General features: G+C 37.1%; 24 protein-coding genes and 1 pseudogene. 5 read left to right on the top strand and 20 right to left on the bottom strand.

What is annotated here, in order from left to right; all coding sequences use genetic code 11:
• Positions 1–81: 81 nt before the first annotated feature.
• The 3 genes from F4V44_RS04640 to F4V44_RS04630 form a co-directional block, all read right to left on the bottom strand.
• Positions 82–561 carry a CBO0543 family protein gene (locus F4V44_RS04640; protein WP_150438813.1) on the bottom strand — a complete coding sequence of 160 codons (480 nt, stop codon included), beginning with the start codon at positions 559–561 and terminating at the stop codon, positions 82–84.
• A gap of 154 nt (positions 562–715) precedes the next feature.
• Positions 716–1576, bottom strand: a complete 861-nt coding sequence (locus F4V44_RS04635; protein ID WP_150438812.1) for an EamA family transporter — start codon at positions 1574–1576, stop codon at positions 716–718.
• 585 nt (positions 1577–2161) lie between these two features.
• Positions 2162–3628 (bottom strand): DHA2 family efflux MFS transporter permease subunit, encoded by a 1467-nt coding sequence (locus tag F4V44_RS04630; protein WP_150438811.1) that lies wholly within the window; start codon positions 3626–3628, stop codon positions 2162–2164.
• Positions 3629–3801: 173 nt separating this feature from the next.
• On the opposite strand from F4V44_RS04630, the gene F4V44_RS04625 reads away from it, so the two are divergent.
• Entirely contained in the window at positions 3802–4350 is a 549-nt protein-coding gene (locus F4V44_RS04625; RefSeq protein ID WP_150438810.1) for a TetR/AcrR family transcriptional regulator, read from the top strand.
• Positions 4351–4436: 86 nt separating this feature from the next.
• Here the strand turns inward: F4V44_RS04625 and F4V44_RS27230 are convergent, their stop codons facing one another.
• Both F4V44_RS27230 and F4V44_RS04620 read right to left on the bottom strand, forming a co-directional pair.
• Positions 4437–4610 carry a hypothetical protein gene (locus F4V44_RS27230; protein WP_191090565.1) on the bottom strand — a complete coding sequence of 58 codons (174 nt, stop codon included), beginning with the start codon at positions 4608–4610 and terminating at the stop codon, positions 4437–4439.
• A gap of 15 nt (positions 4611–4625) precedes the next feature.
• Positions 4626–4814 carry a hypothetical protein gene (locus tag F4V44_RS04620; RefSeq protein ID WP_150438809.1) on the bottom strand — a complete coding sequence of 63 codons (189 nt, stop codon included), beginning with the start codon at positions 4812–4814 and terminating at the stop codon, positions 4626–4628.
• Between the two features lie 129 nt (positions 4815–4943).
• Here F4V44_RS04620 and F4V44_RS04615 point away from each other — a divergent pair, with 129 nt between their 5' ends.
• Complete coding sequence (locus F4V44_RS04615; protein ID WP_150438808.1) at positions 4944–6125, top strand: MFS transporter; 1182 nt, start codon at positions 4944–4946, stop codon at positions 6123–6125.
• Positions 6126–6322: 197 nt separating this feature from the next.
• On the opposite strand, the gene F4V44_RS04610 is transcribed toward F4V44_RS04615, so the two are convergent.
• From F4V44_RS04610 to F4V44_RS04560, 11 genes and pseudogenes are all read right to left on the bottom strand, one after another.
• Positions 6323–7339 (bottom strand): pirin family protein, encoded by a 1017-nt coding sequence (locus F4V44_RS04610; protein WP_150438807.1) that lies wholly within the window; start codon positions 7337–7339, stop codon positions 6323–6325.
• A 214-nt stretch (positions 7340–7553) separates the two neighbouring features.
• Positions 7554–7628, bottom strand: a pseudogene (locus F4V44_RS27760) (YjcZ family sporulation protein); the annotation flags it as partial.
• 244 nt (positions 7629–7872) lie between these two features.
• Positions 7873–8706 (bottom strand): protein-glutamine gamma-glutamyltransferase, encoded by an 834-nt coding sequence (locus F4V44_RS04600; protein WP_150438806.1) that lies wholly within the window; start codon positions 8704–8706, stop codon positions 7873–7875.
• Between the two features lie 203 nt (positions 8707–8909).
• A complete protein-coding gene (locus F4V44_RS04595) occupies positions 8910–10184 on the bottom strand; it encodes an MFS transporter (protein WP_150438805.1) in 1275 nt (424 codons plus the stop codon).
• Between the two features lie 117 nt (positions 10185–10301).
• Positions 10302–11282 (bottom strand): alpha/beta fold hydrolase, encoded by a 981-nt coding sequence (locus F4V44_RS04590; RefSeq protein WP_150438804.1) that lies wholly within the window; start codon positions 11280–11282, stop codon positions 10302–10304.
• Positions 11283–11366: 84 nt separating this feature from the next.
• Positions 11367–12122, bottom strand: a complete 756-nt coding sequence (locus tag F4V44_RS04585) for a CPBP family glutamic-type intramembrane protease (RefSeq protein ID WP_191090564.1) — start codon at positions 12120–12122, stop codon at positions 11367–11369.
• A 71-nt stretch (positions 12123–12193) separates the two neighbouring features.
• Positions 12194–12541 carry a DUF4260 domain-containing protein gene (locus tag F4V44_RS04580; RefSeq protein WP_150438802.1) on the bottom strand — a complete coding sequence of 116 codons (348 nt, stop codon included), beginning with the start codon at positions 12539–12541 and terminating at the stop codon, positions 12194–12196.
• Positions 12542–12685: 144 nt separating this feature from the next.
• Positions 12686–13306, bottom strand: a complete 621-nt coding sequence (locus tag F4V44_RS04575) for a TetR/AcrR family transcriptional regulator (RefSeq protein WP_150438801.1) — start codon at positions 13304–13306, stop codon at positions 12686–12688.
• A 192-nt stretch (positions 13307–13498) separates the two neighbouring features.
• A complete protein-coding gene (locus F4V44_RS04570) occupies positions 13499–13945 on the bottom strand; it encodes a BsuPI-related putative proteinase inhibitor (protein ID WP_150438800.1) in 447 nt (148 codons plus the stop codon).
• 25 nt (positions 13946–13970) lie between these two features.
• Complete coding sequence (locus F4V44_RS04565; RefSeq protein WP_150438799.1) at positions 13971–16235, bottom strand: ATP-dependent DNA helicase; 2265 nt, start codon at positions 16233–16235, stop codon at positions 13971–13973.
• Between the two features lie 161 nt (positions 16236–16396).
• Complete coding sequence (locus F4V44_RS04560) at positions 16397–17014, bottom strand: HAD family hydrolase (protein WP_150438798.1); 618 nt, start codon at positions 17012–17014, stop codon at positions 16397–16399.
• 294 nt (positions 17015–17308) lie between these two features.
• On the opposite strand from F4V44_RS04560, the gene F4V44_RS04555 reads away from it, so the two are divergent.
• Both F4V44_RS04555 and F4V44_RS04550 read left to right on the top strand, forming a co-directional pair.
• Positions 17309–18532, top strand: a complete 1224-nt coding sequence (locus F4V44_RS04555; RefSeq protein ID WP_150438797.1) for a benzoate/H(+) symporter BenE family transporter — start codon at positions 17309–17311, stop codon at positions 18530–18532.
• A gap of 329 nt (positions 18533–18861) precedes the next feature.
• Positions 18862–19971: a GerAB/ArcD/ProY family transporter gene (locus F4V44_RS04550; RefSeq protein ID WP_150438796.1), complete on the top strand. Its 1110-nt coding sequence runs from the start codon at positions 18862–18864 to the stop codon at positions 19969–19971.
• A 127-nt stretch (positions 19972–20098) separates the two neighbouring features.
• Here F4V44_RS04550 and F4V44_RS04545 read toward each other — a convergent pair whose 3' ends face one another.
• The 4 genes from F4V44_RS04545 to F4V44_RS04535 all read right to left on the bottom strand — a co-directional run bounded on the left by F4V44_RS04545 (position 20099) and on the right by F4V44_RS04535 (position 24550).
• Positions 20099–21271 carry a Ger(x)C family spore germination protein gene (locus tag F4V44_RS04545; RefSeq protein ID WP_150438795.1) on the bottom strand — a complete coding sequence of 391 codons (1173 nt, stop codon included), beginning with the start codon at positions 21269–21271 and terminating at the stop codon, positions 20099–20101.
• On the bottom strand, positions 21268–22884 hold the full coding sequence (locus tag F4V44_RS04540) for a spore germination protein (RefSeq protein ID WP_150438794.1): 1617 nt from the start codon (positions 22882–22884) through the stop codon (positions 21268–21270). The genes F4V44_RS04545 and F4V44_RS04540 overlap by 4 nt, the downstream gene beginning before the upstream one ends.
• 262 nt (positions 22885–23146) lie before the next feature.
• Entirely contained in the window at positions 23147–23308 is a 162-nt protein-coding gene (locus tag F4V44_RS27225) for a hypothetical protein (RefSeq protein ID WP_191090563.1), read from the bottom strand.
• A gap of 102 nt (positions 23309–23410) precedes the next feature.
• On the bottom strand, positions 23411–24550 hold the full coding sequence (locus tag F4V44_RS04535; protein WP_150438793.1) for a 2-methylaconitate cis-trans isomerase PrpF family protein: 1140 nt from the start codon (positions 24548–24550) through the stop codon (positions 23411–23413).
• 149 nt (positions 24551–24699) lie between these two features.
• Between F4V44_RS04535 and F4V44_RS04530 the strand changes: the two genes are divergently transcribed.
• Positions 24700–25563: a LysR family transcriptional regulator gene (locus tag F4V44_RS04530; RefSeq protein ID WP_150438792.1), complete on the top strand. Its 864-nt coding sequence runs from the start codon at positions 24700–24702 to the stop codon at positions 25561–25563.
• The last annotated feature ends 38 nt before the right edge of the window (positions 25564–25601 follow it).

Genomic DNA, 25601 nt, shown 5'->3' with positions numbered 1-25601 from the left:
GGAAGGAGTTTGTCATCTGTTCAAATTCCTTCCTTTTTTCATGCCCAATAACAGAAAAGGTTTCTGTAACCGTTACAGATTCTAAGAATCCTCTTTAAAGAACCACTTGTAGAATTTATGTGACAGGAAATTAGAAAACCAAATAGTAATAAAGCTCCAATACCAGTTCCATTTTTTATAACGGATTAATTTTGTATACTTAAGAATCAATACTTCAAGGGCAGTTATGATTGATGCATGAATAAAATGGTATAAAGTCTTGATCAAACCATTTCTCTTTTCAGGGTAATAAAGATTAAATATTACGCTCAGTACAGGATAAAAAACATATTCAAAACAAAAGCTAGCTTTATATGTTCCTTTAAAAAAAGGACGATACGGATAAGAGATGAGTTTCCTTTCAACAACGACTAATCCAAATAACCATGTAATCATCTGTTTAAAAAGAAAAGCTACTGATGCATGACGAATTTTATCCTTCGGTACAAATTTAAACAATAAAAAGGCATTTATTATATAAATACAAAAAATAATTGCTTTTTCCTTTCGATAAGAAGTCATTCCGCAAAACTCCTGTAAGACATATTATTATTACTATCTACTAAAGATTTGAAAATATTCTTACTCTAGGAAGCCTAGGGACGCCTGACTTCAGACATATACAAGAGGAAAGTCCTGTAGAAATTCTTCTACAGGACTTTTCTTCTATCTTCATTTATATAATCAGCAATATGGTTCCAATCGTTATGACAACACTTCCAATTATCGTATGTTTAGTCGCTTTTTCTTTTAAAAGGATAAAACTTAATAACATCGTGATAACCACACTGAATTTATCAATCGGTGCAACAACAGACACTTCTCCTAGCGCAATTGCGGCAAAATAACATAACCATGACAAGCCGGTTGCAGCACCTGAAAGAATCAAAAAAAGGTATCCTTTTTTCGATATATTTTTCATATCTTTATAGGTTCCTTGGAAAAATACGATGGCCCATGCAAACAAAAGAATAACGATGGTCCGCAAAAAAGTAGCTACATTAGAATCAACATTCTCCATCCCTATTTTTGCCAGTATAGAAGTTAAAGCAGCAAAAACAGCCGCCAAAAGGGCATATAAAATATAGATTTGTGAACCGGAAAATCGTTTCTTTTCACCGCGGGTACCTATCAAAATGAAGGTACCCGCGGTGATGACACCCCCTCCCAATAGAACAAGAGGGTCTACCGGCTCCCTTAAGACTAAAATGGAGAATGCAATGGTCAGCACGATGCTTGATTTATCAATCGGCACCACCTTGGATACATCCCCTATGGCAAGTGCCTTAAAGAAAAACAACCAGGATAAACCGGTTGAAAAGCCGGATAATAAAATAAACCATAGGGCACTCTGTGAAATCAGCAGGATGGAATCAAGCTGACCCGTTATCATAACAATCATAAAAGCCATGATGACAATCACAACAGCCCTTATCGCCGTCGCTAAGTTAGAATTCACATTTTCAATGCCAATTTTAGCTAAAATAGCTGTAAGTGAAGCAAATAAAGCAGCTAATAAGGCTAAAAGAATACTCATACTGTTCCTTACTTAGACAATTACTTTGTTTAAAACTAATAACGATGAAAAACTCCGTCGTTCCTGAACGGTTCTAGTTGTGGATTAATAGAATTCCTTTCCAACTGTCTCCCTGTTAATTATTAGCAATCTGTCTATTAAACTATAATTGCGAATGATAACTATTGTCAATTAAAAACAAATGATTGCAATCAGTGATAGTAAGTTAACATTCCCAAGCGGGATTAGTGAAACATAAATCATTATAATACAAAGAATACATTTTCTTAATAGAAACAATATATAAATATTAGGCTGTGTTAAAGCACTATGTTAATAAGCCTGATTTTTGACTCATTCGTGTGAAATGTTCATTTCACACGCCTTTCAGCATAGCTGAAAGGTAGCTGTATTGTCATGGAATGGTAGGAGAAAATGCATTTTCTCCTACCATTCCATGACAATACAGCTTAAATGAGTCAAAAATCAACAACATTATTTAACAAAGCCAAATATTAAGAAAGCATATCCTAGATTTCTAGGATATGCTTTCTTGGTGATTACAATGGATAAACATACTTTATATAACTGCCCTCCCATTGACTTTTAGCTTTTTTGTAAGGCTGTTTTTTTCAAGCTATCTTTTTGTTTTGATGTTTTGTTAGGCATAAAGCAGGTAACAATTAACGCCACAAAAGATAAGATTAACATCAATACATAGGCATCACTTGCGCCAAAGATAGAAGCTAATTTCTCAAGTTGCATAGCCGTAATATTTTCATCCACTAAAGAAAACTCTGAGGCATGCGAGGCAGATTGAATGGTGTACACAGTTACGACAATGGCTGTTCCTATGGCACCTGCTAATTGGCGTACCGTATTATTTACTGCTGAACCATGTGAACCCAATTCTCTTGGTAAAGCATTTAGCCCTGCTGTATTTAATGGCATTGTAATGAAGCTTAATCCAATTCGTAATATACAGGTACGAACCAATAAATACATATACGTTGTGGATTCCGATAAATCGATGACTCCCCACATTGAAATAATGATAAGTACTAAGCCTGTTATAAAGAGTGGTTTCGCACCATACTTATCATACATTCTGCCTGTGACAGGAGATAAGAAGGCATTAATCACAGCTCCTGGTAATAACAATAAACCCGCTTCGAAGGCTGTAAATCCTCTTCCATTTTGCATGTAAATGGGTAAAAGGATTAAATCCGCATACATAATCATCGTAATAAGTATATTGATGATTGATGTCAGAGTAAAAATTTTATACTTAAATACAGATAAGTTTAATAATGGATCATTGGATTTCATTTGACGTATACAAAATGCCGTCGTCACCGAGACTCCAATCAAAATCGTTGAAATAACCACCGGATGATCCCATCCCTTGCTTCCTGCACTGCTGAATCCATATAAAATACAGCCAAAGCCAACGGTTGATAAAATGACACTTGCTATATCTAATTTCGCTTTTGTTGTTTCAGCAACATTCATTAAATATCTGAACGCGAGAACAATCACGATTAATACAAATGGAATTAACCCAATAAATAGCCATCTCCATGATACATATTCAATGATAAAACCAGCCAATGTAGGAGCGATGGCCGGCGCAAAAATGATTGCAAAGCCAATGGTTCCCATAACGCTTCCACGCTTTTCGCTCGGATATAAATATAAAATAACCGTCATCATGAGAGGCATCATAATTCCTGCACCAATGGCTTGAATCATTCTTCCGGTTAACAGCAGGCCAAAATTCGTCGCAACGGCACAAAGTACAGATCCAATCAATAAAAAAAACATAGAGCTAATAAATAGCTGCCTTGTTGTAAAACGTTTCATTAAAAATGCCGTAATCGGCACTAACACACCGTTTACGAGCATAAAGCCTGTTGACAGCCATTGTACAGTTGCAGGTTTTATATGAAATACCTCCATTAAACCACTCAATGCAACATTTAATAAGGTCTGATTTAAGGTTGATAAAAAACAGCCCGCAATCAATACAATTAATAAGATTTTTTTATTTCTTTCTGTTATTTCCTTCACCATCTATATACCCCTTTATTCTAAAACTTGCATTTTCAACATTGTGTCGATAAAATCTATAGTAACAAAATTAGTGATTGATAACCATGAACAGTTTTTCACCAAATGTTGACTAATCAACACCAATCCTAGTTGCTGTTGAGGAAGTTAAAGAAAAATCAATAAAGGAGTTAAAAATGTCTACTTCTAAGAAAGAAGATCCTCGTACGACTCGTTCAAAGGAAATGTTAAAACACGCTGTCTTTTCTTTATTAATGGAAGACTATACGATTTCAAATTTAACCGTCCAGAAAGTTGCAGCCAAAGCAGGCTTAAATCGTACAACCTTTTACTTGCATTATCAGGATATTCAAGATTTATTAACACAAATCACCGATGAGATTTTACAGGAGCTTTCTCATAAAATAGATGATTTATTGCATGCAAAAGATTTAACGGAAAAACAACAGCTGACACAATTGCTTGATTATTTATATATCCATCGAAATTATTTATATCTTTTATTTAATATGAATCACTTTGAGGAGCACTTGTTTTTATTATTAAGACAATTAGTAGAAACAAGAAGGAGGAATACCAAGAAGGATTTACCTGCCGATTATGTTGCGATTGATATTAAAACAGCCTCATTGGCAGGCATCATTATGTGGTGGATGAGAAAGGGACTTCATTTTAGTTCAGATTACATGGCAGACCAAATTTATTTAATGTATAAAGGACAATGATTCTAATGAAAAGGAGCACTCTCTGGAAGATGCTGATACAATTGTCAAACGCATGGGTTTAAGAGGATTCCATGCGTTTTTTAATTCTAATGTAATAAATGACTCTTTTCATTTAAATGGTGGTGCTCAGTGTAGGAATCATCCGTTTCCCCTTGAATATGCTGATGAATGACATCTAGTACTTCCTGTAATGAATTGATTTGATAGAAAGCCCTTTCCGGCTCCACGTTAATGCCCACTTCATTGTATTTCCATTCCATTTCAGCTTACATCTGTTAATAGATTTCTTTTATGAAAATAAAATGCTTACGCAGTTCACTTTCGCTGATAGATATCCGATTCGTTAGATCCTTCGTTCGCAAAACAAACTCCTTCACTCCGATGAATTCCGATTGTGCAATTAAGTAAAACTCTGTTCCTTTTTCATATCCATTAAACGGTCTTTTAAGTGTATATAATTTCATTGATTAACCTCTTAGTAAAAGTAATTATTTGTGCTAGTCTTGTAAGTTCTTTTCATTGTTTATCCTTTTGAACAAAGCTATAATATTATTTATTTAGGGTCACTAAATTAATAGAAAAGAGACGATGATATGAAGCTCTCAAAAAAATTGGCACTATATATTTTAATGTTCAATATGTTTATCACTTTTAGTGCCATTGGTCTAATTCTTCCCGTTATGCCTTCCTATTTAAAAACTTACGGAGCTGCAGGACAAGCATTAGGCTTTATTATTGCTATTGTCGCCTCTGCCCAATTTATTTTTTCTCCTGTGGCAGGAAATTTATCGGATCGCCATGGACGAAAAAATTTAATTATCTTTGGTCTTGTCGTAAGTGGTCTTTCCCAAATTGCCTTTGGACTGTCTGACGAACTATGGATGCTCTATCTTTGCCGCTTCTTTACTGGTGTTGGTGCAGCCTTTATCGTGCCTCCTGTTATGGCCTATGCTGCGGATATCACAAGCGAAGAAGAACGCGGAAAAGCTATGGGATGGATTGGTGCTGCGATTTCATTAGGCTTCATGATTGGGCCTGGGATTGGAGGCTTTTTATCAAATATCAGTATCTATTTTCCCTTCTATTTCGCCGGCTTTGCGTCAATCATGGCCGGAATCTTATCATTGATTTTCCTGCCGGCCATCAAACCTGTCATGAAGGATCAATCAAAAGGAGAAAACATATTCCAACAAATGGCGCGCTCCTTTAAAACTAGCTATTTTGTCTTATTAGTCGTTGTGTTTGTCTTCTCTTTTGGAATTTCTAACTTCCAATCTACATTAACAATGTATTTAACCTATAAATTTAATTATACGCCAAATGACATTGCCATTGTCATGACTGTTGGAGGCTTTGTCGGTGTCATTGTTCAAGGGTTTGCCCTTAACAAATTATTTAAAATGTTTGGTGAAATGAGGATTATTTTATTTGGCCTGCTTGTTGCAGCTATCAGTCTTTATGGCATGTTATATGTTAACAGTTTCTATATCATTTTATTTGTTGCCACTCTGTTCTCAACTGCCACTACTTTAATCCGACCGGCCGTCAATACGTTAATTTCAAAAACAGCCGGCAATGAGCAAGGGTTTGCCGCCGGCATGAACAATTCCTACATGAGCTTAGGAAATATGATTGGGCCTGCGTTAGCTGGTACTTTATTTGATTGGCACCAAAACATTCCTTTCACATTTGGTACCATTATTTTACTAGGCTGTTTCTTCCTAACCTTTGTTTGGACAAAGAAATCTGCCGCTCAGCAACAAAAAGCATCCTAAAAAAACAAAAGGAGCGAGGAACTATCCATACTCTGGATGGTACCTCACTCCTTTTGTTTTTTTCGAACTCTATTTGCTTTTAATGCATTTTCCTGTCCGAATCCGTCGCTCATTCGGACTCTACTCACCCATTTCTCATTGAAAGCGACCTATGCCCCTTTAATATACAAAAACTAGAGTGTTTCTCCCAGCTTTCATTATCTTTTTTCAATCTTCCCATCTGAATAACGGGCAAATCTTCCAGCGTTTCGTTCATTCACTGGATCCGGCCGTCCCCATGTCCAGCCGCCAAATTGCGTTCTTTGATAATCCTGAAAGGCTTCACGAATTTCCTCTTGAGTATTCATCACAAAGGGACCATATTGAGCAATCGGTTCTCGTATCGGCTCTCCTTCAAGAACAAGCAAATAACTCTCTGCGGAACCATTAATAATGGTCGTATCCTCAGCACCAGTAAGCTTGACTCGATTCATCTGTTGGATTGTTTTATCTTCAACCCTTATCTCGTTTCCTCTATAAAAATAGACGTTTCTATTTAATGTTTCAGAAACCGCCGGTAACGTGATGGATGCTTCCGGCTCCATTTTAATCAGATAAATCCCCACATGATTCTCCTTTTCTTTTGCCCAAGAAGCCTTACTCGGCTCCAAACTTTCTTTACCTAATAAACTCCCAGCAATCAGCCGAACTGTTGATTTTTTTCCATTTGCTGAAACAGAATCGATGACAGGAATATCCTCCGCCCATAACATCTTATATTCCGGCTCCTCAAATTTTTTCTTTGCAGGAAGGTTTAACCAAATTTGAAAAAGCTCTAGCGGATTATCTTGATCCATATGTACAAGTGGAAACATCTCTGTATGAAGACAGCCTTTTCCTGCAGTCATCCATTGAACATCGCCATTGCCGTAGCGGCCAGAAGCTCCCGTAGAATCAAAGTGATCCACATAGCCTTCCAAAACGACCGTTACCGTTTCAAAGCCCCTATGCGGATGATAAGGAAATCCCGGAACCGTTTTTCCATGATACATCCGGAAACCATCTTTTATCGTAAAATCCTCTCCCAAATTTCTTCCTTCTAATGACACATTCGGTCCTTGTTCCTCATTACCTGGGGGATACATATCTCTATGGTGCATAGTCACAAGAAAAGGACTCTCAGCCTGCCATTGAAATCCTAATTTTTGTACTTGGATAATCGTCTTTTTTTCCATACTTTCGCTCCTATTCATCGTTTGTATAAAATGTTATACCGCTACCTTCATAAATATCTCGATTTCAAGATAAATGATAAAAGGAATATCTATGATTGTCAATTTTTTGTGACTAGTGTTCAAACTAGTCTACACCACTTGCTGGCAAACCATAACAAAAAAAATTCCTGATTGTGTGTACACTCACAGGAATTTTCTATTAATCACAGAGACATTAGCATTTGCTGCCGCAGTAAAAACTTGCACCTACAATGATTAGGAGGATAAATAATACAACAATTAAGATAAAATCATTGTTTTGACAAGTTGGAGCGCAATAACCATAACCATAAGCAGGAGCCGTATAAGAAGGCATTGGAGGAACATTCGCACCAAGCATTGGAGGAACATTCGCACCAAGTGTTGGAGCTGCGTTTACGTTTGAATACATTTTAACACTCTCCTTCAAGTAAGGAATTTCTATATATCTTACTCTAGGAAATGAAATTGGAGCCCGTCTACAAAAAAATGGGTGAGTGTCAGGGGTCTTTCCCTTAGTTAAAAAAGTAATTTAAATATTGTGCATATGAAATGGAACTATTGTTATGGTGCACGATAGGACGCTGTATTTTGTATGCTCTGCTGCTGCTTTGCCAACCAGTTACTCTTGCTAAATAGCTAAAAGAAGGTCTTGTTACTAATCTTGTTAAATAGGCCGATTGTTGACTGTTTGGTTTTCGTTTTTCATTAAGAATTTGAATCATTTCTTCTGCTGTCCTTATGTTAAATCCATGTCCAAAAAACTTGCCATCGCTAAGTACAACAGCATTAACACCCTTGAAATGCGGCATTGTTCTGTGGTAGTCAGGATTATTCAGGTACACCACATCTCCAGGTACAAAATGATTGGAATAGAAGGTGACAATCCCAAGGTCAGTATCTGTATGCCAGCTGTAAAGATACAGATTTTGAAAAAGTCGATTAAATAAAGAGCTGCCAATACTATTCAATATCGCATGGTAATAGATAATGGGAATGGCAGTTGCACATTCAAATGCATATTGCGAGCTGTTGCGATAAATGTCCAAAATCGCCTCAGCAGGTCTCACCCCCGGCCTTAACAGAAACCCGCCTGTCCTTGTTAATTGCCAGTAATTTGGATTGCAACGCGCATATTCAAAGATGGTAAACTCTGCTTGCCCTTGATTCATTTCCATTGCGCTTTTTATAATATTTTTTCGCACTTTGATTTCAAACAAAAACTCGTTTAAAGAATAATAAGAATAAATATTAGGAGCATTTTGTATCTGCCCGATAATATTTTTTTCTATACTGTCAAACTTCCAATTTTCATTAGGTTGAAACAGGACGCCTGATATTTGTATCATACAATCCTCCATTTCTTCTTACTTTTATCTTCACTCCTATCTATCGTATTCTCGTTTTTGCTAATCATGTTTTTTATAAAGAAAAGGTCTAACATCCTTTATAGACATAAAAATGACGTATGCCCTATTCATACGTCATTTCTCATATTCCATGATTCACTTTATAAAGAATCCTTACCTAGACAGGACCTATACATTTCTATTTATATCACTCCAGTTGACTTTTTTAATTGTCGCTCGCTATTTTGTTGTTCTTTTATCATGATACAGCCTACAAGACCAATAAATGAAAAGATAACAGGAATCAAGAATCCGTAATGGTAACCCACTTCAATCGGGGCTAGATGAAAGTGATCTAACATTTTCCCAAAAAGAAAGGGCAATAGGACAGCGCTGATAAACCCGCCTGTATTAGCAAATCCTGTTACCACCCCTATTTCCTTCGAAGGAAAAGAATTTCGAACAATAGCAAACGTTAATGGACCGCCCCCATGCCCAAACCCAATCAAAAATAATAGCAGCACGACCAATAAAAACGACGGCTTCTCAAAGATAAATAAAGCGAGCCAGCTAAGAAAAATCATGAATTGAATGAATACATAAGGTCGTTTCACCGTTTCTAATTTACTTGTAAACCAACCAATTAGAAAGGAACCCGCAATGGCTCCGATAAGGCCATACATCATCAACTGACTAGCAGCTGCGCGGCTGATTTCAAGCACATCCATCCCATAAGGTACACCCCATGAACCGATAAATCCAACATATGTACCTACCACACCAAAGTGACAAAAGAACGTCGCCCATGCCTGCCGGCTTGATAGCATTCGTTTGAGAATAATCCCTGTTTTTTCATACTTTTGCTTTTGTCGCAGATTTGAAGCGGCACTTTGTATGGCTTCTTGTTTCGGTCTTTTTTCAAGGACAACATAGAGAAGGATAGAAACCATGCATAAAACCATTCCCGTTATAAAAAATACAGGTCTCCAGCCTGCCAGTTCAATAAAATGCGAGAATGGAACTGTTGCCAAAAGCGAGCCAAAACTTCCAGCAACCGCAGCTAATCCAAGTAATCTTGTAAATTCCCCTGGCTTAAACCACTTGCCTAAAATTAATACTAAATTGACCCAAATAGTCGCATCTCCCACTCCAACCAATAGTCTGGAGAATAATAAAATCGATTCATGTGGAGCTATACTATAGATAATGGTCCCTATCCCGTTTAAAAGCGTTCCAATAATTAGAAAAAGATTAGGACCAAACCGGTCAGATAGAAGACCGACAGGAATCTGCAGCCCAGAATAGGCAACAAATTGAATGCTGGTCATTAAGCCCACAACGGCCGCAGAAATTTGAAAATCCTTCATCACCTGATCGGTGATCAACCCCGGGGCCGTTCGTTGACTCACAATCAGAAAGTAAGCAAGCAATACTGAAATAAAAACAATCCACCTATAAGAACTATTATGTTTATCCAATGTGTTTTTTCTCCTATGTTAAGTTATCCCCTATTATACTCCTTCAAACGTATATTTTTAAAAAAATTTAACTACAAAAGGTGCCATCCACTTTCCGGATGACACTTCGTACAGGTATTATTCATCTTCAAAGGCTGCCATGAATTCATTCACATGATGACCCATTTTTTTTGATTGAGTCCAATGGAGATAATGATGGCCTTCTAAGGTGACTACTTTACTCGCCGAATGATTTGTTACTTGCGTCTCATAAAAGGTTACATTGGATTTGCCTTCTTCATTTACTTTGTCTTCCTTTGTAGTAAAAAAAAGGACAGGCATTTCAGAAGGGAAAGTCATATGAACGGTTTTATCCATATTATTTCCTATTTCATTTGCTTCGTCGACCACATTCCTGTTATAACCTTTCCATGCGGAAATCGCTCTAGTCATGTTAAGATTCTCTTTTGAATAAGTACCATCCTCCGCTATTGGAAAGAAATGGTCAGCCATCATATTTACGGCCAATCTCGTTATTCCGGTTGGGGCAAGATAACTTAAATAGTTCGGCATGATTGGAGGAGCTTCTTTAAAATACTCCAATGCCTTTGGCAAAGTAGGGTCAATGCCGATGACTGCCTTCACTTCAGTTGGATAATTATTAACATAATACATACTGTATATCCCAGAAATGGAGTGCGGCATTAAAATATAAGGTCCTTTGATATTCGATTTCTTTAAAGCAGTTCTTATTTCCTCTACAATATGTTCCACTGTTCGTTCTTTATCTGTGCGATTACTCCATCCATATCCAAAGTATTCTACAACTGCTACTCTATTATTCTTTGACAGCTCATTGATAAGGGGTTCAAAATCCAATACAGGAGCGGCAGTCCCTAACCCGCTCATTAAGAGAATCGTATTTTCCCCTTTCCCTTTTGTATAGACGTGCATCTTCTTACCGTCGACTTCCACTAATTGACCGATTGGCGGATATTTATGCTGTTCATAAGCTGTTATTCCTTTATGAAAAAAGAACCAAAGAAGGAGTGCAGCTGCCAGAAATAACAGAATGTTTCTAGTTATTACTCTAAAACGAGATGTTCTTTTTGTTTTCATTTTTTCTCACTTTCTAGCATTTTGAAATGAGTATATCACTTTATTTTTGAAACCATTTGTTTATATTGTTAACGTTCTTTGTTATTAAATAGAATTCATAAACATCTGCGAAACGAGCTGGAGGTCAATAATAAAATGAATGATGACAATTGGCCGTAACCGCTTTGTCTTTGTATAGAAGATTCCTAAAATAATAGCCAAAGGAATAAACGAGAACAGACGCCATAGCATATAATCTGCTTCCAGCACGATGGGGAGAAATATGTGTTGAAGTGCTAAGAAAAATCCGGCAATCAGAATCGGAGTATACATTCTTCCTGTTACTTTTTGTAATCGTGGCAGCGCGTACCCGATATACGTAGGTGTTTCAACCAACGCATTTGACAAGGGAAAAAGAATGAGCGCGATTACGGCATATCCAACTGGAAGTGCCTGAAAGTGAGTATCCGGTGGAGGAATGGCGCCTAATAGCAGATACGAAAACAAATATAATGGAACAGCCCCGCCTATTATCGCTGCTAGAAAAAGAATCACATATTCCCGGACTGTTTTTCTATTTTTATCCTTAGGTGATTGAAACAGACTTTTGTAGGAAAGTCCTTCTTTTTTCAAAAAGCCTTTGATAATGAAATAAGTGAACAGGTTTGCAGCAATCACTTGAAACGGCCACCATTTTTCCGCATCATGAAAAGGTTGCTCACTCCCCTGCAAAGCAAGAATTCCTGTAAATATCAAGCCAGCGATTAAAAACAATACCGTCCTCAATACTAACGAAAAATAAACATTGTGGACTAGCTTTTTTGAAATTGACGTCGGGTTAACCGGTAATTCAGGTTGCATGTTACATTCCTCCATCTATTTGGATTTTTTCACCATTTGAATCCTCTCAATCCCCTATTGCCTTCACCATTTTAAATGTTTTGAATATGAGTGTCTTTAAAGCCAGATGCATACTTCAAGCCATATCCCAGCATGCGATCCATTCCAATATGGGCCAACCAAATTAAACTAATCATGGTCAGATTATTCATTGAAATTATGTTTCCTGCTAATAGAAGCAGTAACGGAGTGGTGTAGGTATGGGCAACATTATACAAATAAGCACCTATTTTGTTGTTTATCATATAACCAATCATGAAAACATCTGGCGCTAACAACAGCAACAAAAACATTCCTAAGCTATAGCCATTTGAAAAATAAAAATAAGAGGCTGCGGCCAAAACCAAAAGGCCCTCCATTCTAATAAGTATTTTATTCATTATTTTTTCCCCTTCCTTTTTAGATAGAAAGCCATAAATATCGTCTTAATCAGCATACAGCTAAAAACTAACGTTCGTTAGTTAAAAGGACGTAAAGAGCTCATTACCTTTTCGGTAAAAATGAAATATATAAACCTTTAATATTCAATATATGTGAAGGTTATGAAGAAAGAACTGTAAATGCCCCTGCATTTTATTTTCAACATCCGCCGTATCCTTGTCATCATATTTTAAAAGCAAATATTCTGTCATCATCGTAAAAATAGGGTATTGATACTGAATCGCAAGCAATCTAGCATTGCTTTGTTTCATTTTATTTTCATCCATAAAAGCTTGAAAAGCGTGTTCTAGAAAATCAATGGTCCCCTTATACACTTGATTGAGAATGATATCGCGGGCACGCTGGTCTCTGAATTGTTCAATGTTTAAAATCCGCCACATTTTTTCATGCAGCTCATCCTCTACAGACCTTTTAAAGCTCTCCATTCCCTGAAGCAGGAATGTTTCAATGCTGGTGTTCTTTGCAATAAAAGACAGTTTACCTTTGCTTGGAAGAGCAAGGTCACGTTCTGCTTTAAACATTTGGTAAATGGATTCAAGGATTTCCTCTTTTGAACGGAAATGATTGTACAAGGAGCTTTCCTTAATCCCAACCGCCTTGGTTAATTCTCGAACAGAAACAGCAGAGTACCCTTTTCTTGAGAATAAATCAATAGACGCTTCGAGAATCTTTTTTTTCGTTCCTTCGGCTGGTAACCGATCCATTGCTAATCCTCCTTCTGTGTTTTAAATATGCTGTTGGAATTTCTACAAATTCAATTTAATTTATGTTTTATTATATGTAAAATTATAACTAACGTTCGTTAGTTAATCAAGATTATTTTTCCATTTTTTGTTTAATCTATACCTAAAATAAAATCGGAAACACAACGATAATGTTTCCGATTTTGTATCCCTTTATTTCACCGTAAACGCTTTTGTAACCTGATACGCTTTCCCATCTTTTGGTGTCATCCATGCAGTTAAAAGATAGTCACCGGCTTTTAAATCCAGCTCATGAAGGTCCACTTCATAACTCAATGTCTCACCAGGCTTCATGGTCTCTTCACCCATCACCGCCATAAACATGGCAACACTTGAGAATAGATAGACTTGTTCTCCCGTTTTAGTCTCTACCAAGTAATCAAACCTCTGGGAGCTCGAAAATTCCAGTGTGACTTCTTTTTCCGTTTGATTTTTCACTTCATATTGAAAAACGAAAGGACTTGTCTCCGTTAAGACCGCCGCCATTTCACCTGCCACTATACCACTCCCATCACTGTTTTGTTCATCAGAATTGTTATTTACTGCTCCACATCCAACTAAGAATAATCCAAGAACCAATAGAATCCATGCTTTTTTCATGGTCTCACCTCATTTTAAGATGATGTCATTGCCTTGACTGTCTCCATTCCGGCGGAAGAAGTTGATAGTAGTCTTTTTGCAAAAAGCGGTCATCAATTAGGACGATGGTTCCGCGGTCTTCTTCCGAGCGGATTAAACGGCCGCCTGCCTGGAGAACTTTGTTCATGCCTGGGTAGACATAGGCATAGTTATAACCGTTTTTTTCCTGCTTGTTAAAATAATCCTTAATCAGGTCCCGCTCAAAACAAAGCTGCGGTAAACCTACACCTATCACCACAACCCCATTTAAACGATTGCCGATTAAATCAATCCCTTCCGAAAAGATCCCTCCAAGCACCGCAAACCCCAATAAAGTTTCATTTTGATTCGGCTGAAAAGCATCCAAAAAAGCCTCTCTTTCTTCTTCCGTCATCCCCGTAGTTTGAATGAGTGTTTGTGTCTCAGCATCCTTCTCTTTAAACTGCTCATACACAGCAAGTAAATATTGATAGGACGGGAAAAAGATTAAATAATTACCAGGTCGGCTCTTCAGCAAGGCTTGCAGATTCGAGACCATTTCATCCTTTGTGCTCTCCCGGTCTCTATAGCGGGTGGACAATGGTTTGATAAAGACATCCATCTGCTCGCTTGAAAAAGGAGATGGAAGCGAGAGATGGTAATCCCCCTCCTTCCCGCCAAGGATATCCTGATAATAGGGAAGAGGCGAAAGTGTGGCAGAGAAAAAGACTAGGGTCCGGAAACCTTTCCCCATTTTTTGGAGAGAATTCGCCGGATTGATACAGAAAAGCTTGAGATGCACATCATTTTTCTCTTTTTCACAGTATATGAGATAAGATTCATCAAGAAGCTCAACAATCTTCAGAAAATTTTTCACTCCAAAATACGCTTCTAAGAGATTTGGAGAGGAATCCTTTTTTAGCCTATCTTCAGCAGCCTTCAAAAATTCCAAGAGCAGGAGAGGCAAGCTGCTATCTAGCTCCTCTAAAACAACATTAGGTTCTGCGGTTTCCTTTCTCAGCCTAATGAACCAAGCATTAATGTTAGAAACAGACTCATAAATTCCTGTTCCCTTATAGTCTTTTTTTAACTGCAAAAAGGTCCTTTTATTCAAAGTGGCAGAAAACATCTCCCGGCCGCGGTCAACCAGATTGTGCGCCTCATCGACCAACAGCGCTGTAGATTTCTTCTGCTCTTCAATTAGTCGCTTTAATGATACTCGGGGGTCAAAAATATAATTGTAGTCACAGATGACTGCATCCGCTTCATAAGCCAGGTCAATGGAAAACTCAAACGGACAAACCATGTGCTTGCGGGCATACTTTTCCAATACTTCGCGAGTAATCCCGTCTTCATGTGTCAATATATCAAGAATGGCTTCATTGATTCGGTCATAATAGCCATTTGCATACTCGCAATAATCCTTTTGGCAAACCGTTTCTTCCTTAAAACAAACCTTATCCTTAGCCGTGATTGTAATGGTGTTTAGACAAAGGCCTCTAGCACGCATCTTGGTAAAAGCTTCCTCAGCCGCTGTTCGAGTAATGGTTTTAGCCGTGAGGTAAAACATCCGATTCAAAAGCCCCTCACCTACTGCCTTTACGGCTGGAAAGAGTGTCGAAATCGTCTTGCCAATCCCTGTCGGTGCCATCGCAAACAGATTTTTCTCTTCCATAATGGTCTTATACACGGCACCTGCCAATTTTCGCTGCCCTGATCGGTAAGTTTCAAATGGAAATGGCAAGTCTTTAATGCTTTCGTTTCGGATACGTCGCTGTTTTTGCTTGAGAGTCGCATAAGATGCGTATCCTTCCACCATTTCGGCGGCAAAACTTTCTAATTCGGAAAAAGTAAACTTCTTTTTAAAATACTGTTTTGTTTCTGATTCCACATGGACATATGTCAGCTGTACCGTTATTTCTGCTAACTGATTGTCCTTTGTATACATATAAGCATACATTTTCGCCTGCGCCCAGTGAACCGGGTACCCTTCTTCTGTCAGCTGGTAGAGCGGCTGTGAAAAAGACTTAATTTCGTCAATGACAACCTCATCCTCATGAAACAAAAGACCGTCACATCGCCCATCAATGACAAACATAAGATCTTGAAACGGAATTTCTGCCCGTAAGTATACTTCCTTCTGATCCTGATCCTGATAGGTTTTTTGAATTTTTTGATGAATTCTCGTTCCCTCTACTAGCGCTGATTGAGAAAGAAAACGCGAATCAATGCTGCCGCTTTGGTACACATACTCCACAAGTGTCCGTACGGATAGATGGACGTCATTTGACATGTTATCACCCGCTTGCCGAAAAATAAGAATATACGTTTCATTAAAAGTATAACAGATTTAAACTTATGTTAGATACTTACAGAAGGCAGGGGCACGGTTCTATTTCAACCGTACCCCTGCTCATAAACCTTTTTTCCCTTATTTCTTGGAAGATTGGTAGATTAAAAGATTCTTACAAGCTCATCAAATGTCTCAATCACATAATCATATTCCCTTACCTGCCCAAAGCCGTACTTGGCATATACAAAGGGAATTCCGGCATATCGCGCTGCCTTTTGATCCCCTTCTGTATCACCAACATAGACGGATTGGAATAAATGATTTCTTTCCATGATTAATTTAATATTTTCACCTTTTGAAAGAAGGGTTCTTCCTGGGTTCTCATAATCAGTGAAATACTGATCTAATTGATGGTACTGATAAAAAGCTTCAATGTATCCATCCTGACAATTGCTCACAATAAATAGTTTATATTTTTGTGAGAGAACCTTCAGCACATCCTCTACATAGCTATACAGGATTCCGCCATATTTCTCTATATATTTATTTTCTGCTAGACAGCAATCCTCTAATATTTGTTCCCGTGTTTGTTCATCTAAATAGGGAAAAAGTCTCTTTCCTATCTCTGGAACCTGCAAGCCCATCACACTTTTCAAATCCTTCTTTGTGATTTTGCTTATGATTCTTTCATCCTCTTTCAGTATACTTTCCCACGCTAATAGGATTGTATCTGTTGGGTCCCATAGCGTACCGTCTAAATCAAAAATCATGCTATCCATTTTTACAAACCCCTTAAACGTATTGTTTTGCACAAATTTATTACTATTTTACATTCTAACAGAAAAAGCGGGACTAAAATCACCTTCATAAATAGTACACAGCGCAATATAAGCTACTATTTTCTTCTATCTATGTATCTGATATTATGTAAGAAAAGATAAAATTTTTCGAAAATAATGTTTCACTATTGTTGATTGATTTAGAATCGATTTTATTGTAAAAAATGTTCCTTTTATTCCGAATATTAAAAACTACCATTCCATCACCAAAGAAATGAGGCATAAGAGAAATTTATGAGGGGAAATCCATTTTTAACTAACTTTAAAGATTTACGTCACACGCTTAATTTAAGTACCATTAGTACAGCGGTCGTTACGGCTAGTTTTGGATGCACCGGCCCTGCTTTAATTATCATTGGCGGAGCTGCAAACGGCGGCTTAACCTATGCTCAGACAATCAGCTGGTTGTTTGCTATTTATTTCTTCAGCGGCTTACTGGGAATTTATTTAGCATTAAAATACCGGCAGCCGATTGCGGGTGCTTATACGATTGCAGGAGCCGTACTCGTTTCAGGTTCATTGGCAAACTTCACATTAAATGAAGCCATTGGCGCCTATTTAATTGCCAATATCCTCGTCATCATTCTTGGATTATCTGGTCTAATTGATAAAGTCATGAAATGGATGCCGACTCCTATTGTTATGGCGATGATTGTTGGCGTGATGATTCGGTTTGCCATCGATATGATTACATCCATTACGATTTCTCCCCTGCTCGCGGGCTCAGCTATTTTAGCTTTTTTACTTTCATCACGATTTTTTAAAAAAGTTCCACCTGTTTTATCCGCACTGTTAGTTGCTGTTCCATTAGCCATCATAACTAACGCCTTTCAGTTTCAAGGGGAACAGGAATTATTTATCGTACCGCAATTGATTATGCCAGCATTTAGCATGGAAGCCATTGTGTCGATAAGTATTCCGCTTGCATTGCTTATCATTTGTTCTGAAAATGCTCAAGCGACAGGAGTGTTAATGGCGCAGGGCTATCAGCCGCCAAATAATGCCATGGCCATTTCCGGATCGGCTATCGGTCTTGTTGCTGCCTTCTTTGGCGCCCATGCCATCAACATTGCTGGACCAGGCACTGCGATTTGTTCTGCGAATGAGGTAGGAAATAAAGAAACTCGATATGCCGCATCGTTTGTGAATGGAATCTTCCATACCCTATACGGATTATTTGCTTCACTCATCGTTCCTTTTGTCATCGCGATGCCAAGTGTGATTGTTACCGTTATCGCCGGTTTAGCGATGTTAGGTGTTCTTACCAAGTCACTGAAGACCGCTTTTTCTAATAGTCAATTTCAAATGGGCGCCTTTTTTGCCTTAATCATTGGTATTTCCGGTGTGAACTTTTTCCATATTAGTGCTCCATTATGGGCAATTATCGGAGGCTTACTCATATCGTTTCTTATTGAAAAAGAACACTTTGGATTACGATTAAAAGCTGAGATGAAATAATATTTTGAACGAATAAAAGGCCATCATTTCGATGGTCTTTTCGATTGTAACAGCTCTTACCCAATTGCTTTTTTCAAGCATTTGTTCATTGTTAACAACTTCTATATAGCATGCGTTCATGCCATTTTGAGATTATTTATCTAGCAATTCACAAAAGCTTATCTCAACCCACTCCTGCATCATCATTTTCATCTTCTTTCAGGTTATAAACTTAACGATATGGCTAAAATGCTATTGAGATTTCAAGCAGAAATACAAGTTTCTTCTTTTATAAAGAAGATCCTCTGACACTTTTTTAGCTTTTTATATCGAAGGTGGATATCACTGATATGATGAAAATTACTAAAACTCAATTGTTTTCGTTAATTATGTTATTCGAAATTGGCAGTACAACATTATTTGTTCTAGGAATTGAAGCAAAGCAGGATGCTTGGATTGTGGTGTTCCTTTCCTCGTTAGTAGGATTATTGCTCCTGTGGGTCTATACACAATTCCCTAAACATTTTCCAAACCAAAACTTTGCTGAAATCTTGACCCAATTAGTGGGAAAAAAGTTCGCAGCACTGTTGCTCCTTTTATTTGGTCTTAGCTTTTTAAGCGGTGCCAGCCATAATTTTTATGAATTTGGCCAACTAATCAAAATGACAGCATTACCGACTACGCCTCTGCTGGTCATTTTGTACATTTTTATCATTGCCTCTATTTATATTCTAAATTTCGGATTTGAAGTGCTTGCTCGGACAGCAGAAATTCTTTTTCCTGTTTTTTTAATATTTCTTCTTACGATTTATATCATCACACTGCTTTCGGGTAATTTTCAGATTAGTGAAATGCTGCCGATACTAGGAAATGGATTATCTCCCATTCTGTCAGAAACACCTAAAGTGATAAGTTTTCCTTATGGAGAAATGGTTGTTTTTCTCATATACTGGCACTATGTAGACAAACAACAGGATATTAAAAAAATAGCCATTACAGCCTTAATTTTTTCTACTATAGCCATTATTCTCACATTAATTGCTATTATCTCTGTACTAGGGGTAAATTTGGCAGCAAATGCGGAAATTCCATTGCTAGAAACCATTTTGACCGTTAATATTGCCGACATTTTTACGAATTTAGATCTTCTCGCCGTTTTAATCATGTTTATCGGTGGCTTCTATAAAATGTCCCTGCGTTTTTATGCATTTGTCTTAATACTAACTTGGTTATTTAAAGCAAAAAGCCCTAAAAAAATCTTGATCATTTCAGGACTGCTTTTTCCGTTATTCACCGTCTATCGTTTTCCAGGTTTGGATTATAAACGCTGGAAGGGTGATATCGAATTGAATGTCGTATTACTGTATGCACTGATCCCAATCTTGCTTTTAATGATTCATTATCTCAAAAAGAGAAAGCATCATAAATCCCAAGAGGAGCGTTCAAATGTCAGCCATTAAGACCCTATTTAGTACAGACTTTCTTATGGGCATCTTATATACAGGAGGAGGTTTATCTGTCCTGATTTTGATCTTAATGATCATCTTCCATTCCATTGCTAGATTCTTTAGACGATAAGGACCGTTTTCACTCAGGCTTAAACGGTCCTTTCATTAATCCTGAACTTGTAATATTTACTTTCACATGTAAGGAATAAGTTACATCAGCAAACCTTTCCGGCCACTCATCTTTTACTTGATTCCAAATCTCTGGATACTTTTTATTTAATGCGGATCCAAAGCCAAATATATCGGTTTGAAAAGCCTGTGCCTTCTCAATCACTTGTTTTATTTCTTCTTCCATTACCTTTTTATTTTCTTCTTCAAGCGCCTCTAAAAAACGGATCTGTTGTTTGGAATCATTAAATTTAACCGTTGCCTGCTGCTCGGTTACTTTTCCTTCTTCAGTGATATGAATCGAAAAGGAAATCTGTTCTCCTTTTACGTCTGGTACAATCTTAGCGTTCATACTTACTACGTCAACACTAACAAATTTACCCTCTTGTAAATCAGTGGGGAGAGAAATCGCTCCTGTCTTAATATCACCCGTTATCCATCGATAGCCTCTCGTTTCGCTTTCGTTTAAAAAATCGATTAATTTATCCTTTTTAAACATAGCAGCGCCGGAAAGCCTTATATTACTTTTTTGAGAATGTTTATCCTTGTCTTTTTCTTCAAGAAGAAGGACACCTGCTACTGGATTTGTTCCTGCTTCCAAAGCATCCTTATAAAATGTAAGCATGTTAGTTGATACAGAATTTAAATGGGATGCCGTTTGTTCAAACACATTCTTTAAAAAGTTAGCCGGGATACGTGACACTCCTACATTTTCCGCTTCTAATATTTTCCTTGCACTTGTTTCTTTGGTTATACAAATCCATACATACCCTCTTATTTCTTTCCCTCGGTAAAAAGAATCTAATACTGAAATTAACCCTTCTCTAGCTAACTCTTCACTTACGATAATCACTTTATTATGTGCATAGAAACTTTTCCGATCGACCATTTGATTTGTTTTTCTTAATGCTTCAAAAATGGTTTTACCTGTTGTCGTTTCTAATAAAAAAGGTTTACCCGGACTAGGGTTTTGTGAACTTTGTGCCGCCGGATTTAAAATTTCTGAGGTAAGGATAAACTCTCCTGTTTCGGGATCCTTATCAATGGCTATCGCTCCCACAATGCCAATTTCTTTTAATTCCTTTCTGTCCCAGCACCCAGACAGTAATAGTATGGAAAGAAAAACAAAGACAAACCTTATCAACTTTGCTCCTCTCCTTCAGTATCAGGTCTAGTTGGTTTATTGTGGTTACTTTGCCTTTTTGATTCTCTCCAAACCACCGATTGAGGTCTTGATTTATGAAGCCATAATGGCATTCGAATGATGGAATCTGCCCATCCACTCCAGAAAATCGGTGCTTGTGGGGATAAAAAGGGTGACCCAAACGAACGCAATGAGCACAAATGACCTAACAGCATTAAAAAACCCATCAAAATCCCATATAATCCTAATGCTCCAGCTAAAAAAATAAGGAGAAATCTTGATAAAATAATTGCATCGTTCAATGAAGATACAACAAATCCACAAATCCCGGTAATGGCTATCACAATGACCATAGGCGCACTAACAAATCCAGCTGTTACGGCTGCCTCTCCAATGACTAATGCCCCGACTATACTGATTGCTGCTCCTACCGGTCTAGGCATTCGAACTCCAGCTTCACGAAGGATTTCAAAAACAATGGCCATTATTATCGCTTCTATAAAGGTAGGGAATGGAACTTTTTCTTCTGCCGCTGCCATTGTTGTAAGAAGAAGCGCCGGAACCATTTCATGATGATAGGTTGTTAGTGCGATATAGACACTAGGAGAAGCTACTGTTAAAAATAAAGAAAGCAGGCGTAATAACCTGATTAATGAAGACAAATAGGGCCTTGAATAATAATCTTCACCAACCTGAAGATTCTCTACAAATAAGTGCGGCACAGTCAAGACAAAAGGTGTACCATCACAAAGAATAGCAACTCTTCCTTCAAGTATTTTGGCAGCCACTTTGTCTGGCTTTTCACTATTAGCTACTGTAGGAAAAATGGAATAAGGATGGTCTTCAATAAATTGCTCTATGTATCCTGATTCTAATATGCTATCAGTATCAATATTCTTTAATCGTTTTTTTACTTCATTAACCACCTTTGGATTAGCAATACCGTCTATATAACCAATTCGAATGTTTGTTTTCGTTTGCTTCCCTATCTTCATCCCTTCAAAAACCAAATGAGGATTATTAATCTTTCTTCGGATTAAGGAGGTATTTACTTTTAATACTTCATTAAAACCTTCCCGAGGTCCTCTTACACTTGATTCTGTATCAGGTTCGCCTACGTTTCTTGCAGCAAATCCCTGAGTGCTAATAAGTAATCCGGTCTCGTATCCATCAACCAAAAGGAGAGTTTCACCCAACATAATACTATCTGTTACTTTGTTCCAAGCCTGTACTTTTTTCACACTCAATGAACTTAAAATCCGGCTTTCTACGATGGTTAAAAAATCACCTGATTCCTCTTCCGCTAAAATAGCAGAGCTTACCGTATGATCTGGTTCCAATAAAGACTTAATAATATGTAAATTGATATAGCTTTCATTCACCAATCCGTCAATAAAACAAAGAAAGACATGATGTTTTTTTGAGGTAACCACTTCTAATTCTCTATATTTAACATCTTCGCTTTTACCAAACAGCGTTTTAATATAATCGATATTTTTATCTAATTGTATATCCATTACATTTTGCTGATCATCAGCAGTAACAGGTTTCTCCTCTTTACGAACATCATTTTTAATCAAATCCATTATTTTACGATACCTGATTCTCTTCATTACCCAACGGCCTCTTTCCAATAACGGTTTTCCTTGTTAGTATTCGTCCGTATTTGAAATAAATTCCTATGAAACAAAAAGATGGCTGCCTCTCCAAATGAAACGCAGGGACTGTTCTCACGTTTCTACTATAGATATAATTGGTTTATATCAAAATAAAAAGCAATCCCTGGAGAGATTTAATTCCACAGAGATTGCTTGATTTAGTAATTGAAACAGAAAATCCGTCCCAATGTTTCCCACTTTCTAACCTAAATAAAAACTACCAACTACTAACCTTTTTAATACTAGGTTCTTGATAATAAAGAATCTCAGACAGAATTTTGTACCCTTTCATATCCTTGAAAGCTTCCCTTGCTTCCTCTTCTGTATGAAACTCATACATCTTAATATTTTGTTTTAAAAAGACAGTTATAATCCACACGAACGGTTCCTCCAGATTAAATAATCCTTATTGTTATTTTTTTAATTTTCCATCTATTAAAAAGACTAATCGTTCTTTATGCTATCAAAATATGTTTTTCATTTATGCCAACTTATAAACCAACTCTGAAATAACGTGATAATTTTTCTTTGTATATACATAACCTTCCAAAATCATCCGTGCTGTACGTACAACCTTGATTGCTGTCATATTTCCAGCAATGATATCCACCTTTGTTTCCATAATCCCAGCTGGATGTCCTAAACGTACGACTTCTTGCTTTACGTTTACCAAATCAGATAAAATGGTGTCTTTCAAAAATGCTCCTGCGGTTGTACAGATTGCACCTGTTATGGCTAGTGCTTGGTGTGGTTTTTGCATAGACATCATTCTGATTGTACAGTCCATATCTTCTGCTTTTCTTTCTATCCCTGTTACATCGATATAATCTCTTGGTGGAGCAATAATGGTCATTTTAGGGACAGCGGGTGATTTTCTTGTTGCTTCTTCTTTTGACGCAAATTGACACATTTCAGCTGCAATCGCTCTAATTTCTTCCAATTCCTTTAGCTTTTCTTGTGTGAATTGATGTGGGAGCTCAGTACCTTTAAGTCCAATATCTTGAGCGTTCACAAAGACTAATGGATTGGCTACATCAACAATTGAAACATTGATTGGACCTTTAGATGAATGTACGATATCCGTTGCATTTCCAGTTGGAAAGAGTTTTCCTGTCACTGCACCTTCTGCATTTGTAAATGATAGATAGATAGGAGACCCAGTTCCTGGCACTCCCGGAATTGAACAAAGACCATCCGTTTTTACATGTCCATTTTCAACCTCTACCTCAGCAATAATAACCTTTTGTGTATTCGTATTAAAAATTCTAACTGTTGTAATAGGCTCAACCGCTGGCACTAATCCTTGTTCAATCGCATATGGACCCACTGCTGAAGATATATTACCGCAATTCCCCTTGAAATCTACTAATTGATTTTCTATACTAACCTGGGCAAATGTATAGTCAATATCAATATCCTTAAAATCTGACTTTTTGATAATAGCTACTTTACTTGTTAAGGAATTTGCTCCGCCTAATCCATCAATTTGTCTGCTATCTGGACTTCCCATTATATCTAATAGAAATTCATCCCAATCTAAACGATCACTTGGCATATTTTCTTCTTTTAGAAATACACCTTTACTCGTTCCTCCACGCATCACGACAACAGGTACTCTCATATCGATCATCCACCTTTCTACTCACCTTGAAATACTATCGGTTCTTCTAAAAATATAGTAAAATATGTGCTATCATAAGTAAAATAGATAATTTATTAGAAATTTCTCAAAAAAAACTTATAATCATGAAAGGATTGGAGGGGAATATTTTGGATGAAAAGGATTGGACTGCGATCCAAATTTTATTTCAAGAGAAAAATATCAGCCGTGCATCTGAACGATTATATATTTCGCAACCTGCCTTAACATACAGGCTCAAAAATTTGGAAAAAGAGTTTGGAACGAAATTATTTTTCAAAATAAAAGGAGGCATTGAATTTACTTCAGAAGGTGTCCATTTGGTAGAGTATGCAGAAGAAATGATCAAGAAGTTACAAAAGACAAAAGACTATATGTTGAATATTCAACAAGATGTCAGAGGAACATTAAGATTAGGAGTATCTAGTAACTTTGCTCAATATAAGCTGCCTAAAATATTAAAAAGATTCTCGACTCAATTCCCAAACGTGCAGTTTAATATAAATACAGGTTGGAGTAACGATATTATTAACCTTCTTAATTCAGCTACGGTGCAATTAGGGATTCTCCGGGGGAATTACGAATGGTACGGAAAAAAGGCCTTATTACATACAGAAAAACTTTGTTTGATTTCTAAAAAAGAAATCAAATTGGAGGAATTACCTGAACTTCCATTTATTAATTACAAAACGGACAGTTCATTAAAAACTCTAATTAATGGCTGGTGGCATGATCGATATTCTGAACCTCCCTTCATCATGATGGAGACAGACCGACTCGAGACCTGTAAAGAAATGGTTAAAAATGATTTGGGGATTGCGATTGTCCCACAAATTTGTCTACAACCTTCAGATAACTTACAAATTCATGAATTATCCTATCATGATGGGGAACCAGTTAATCGATATACTTGGTTAATGTATAATCAAGATTCATTACAACTATCCACTGTGAAAAATTTTATAAACTTCTTAAATGAGAATCCGAATATTTAATAAGAACTTATATAGAAAAAGAGGAATAGGTTGATTTC

It is taken from the genome of Niallia endozanthoxylica (genome assembly GCF_008710145.1).
Classification (GTDB): Bacteria; Bacillota; Bacilli; order Bacillales; family Cytobacillaceae; genus Bacillus_BD; species Bacillus_BD endozanthoxylica.
Note: the sequence above shows the minus strand (reverse complement) of the source record. Positions and strands in the feature narration are given on the sequence as shown.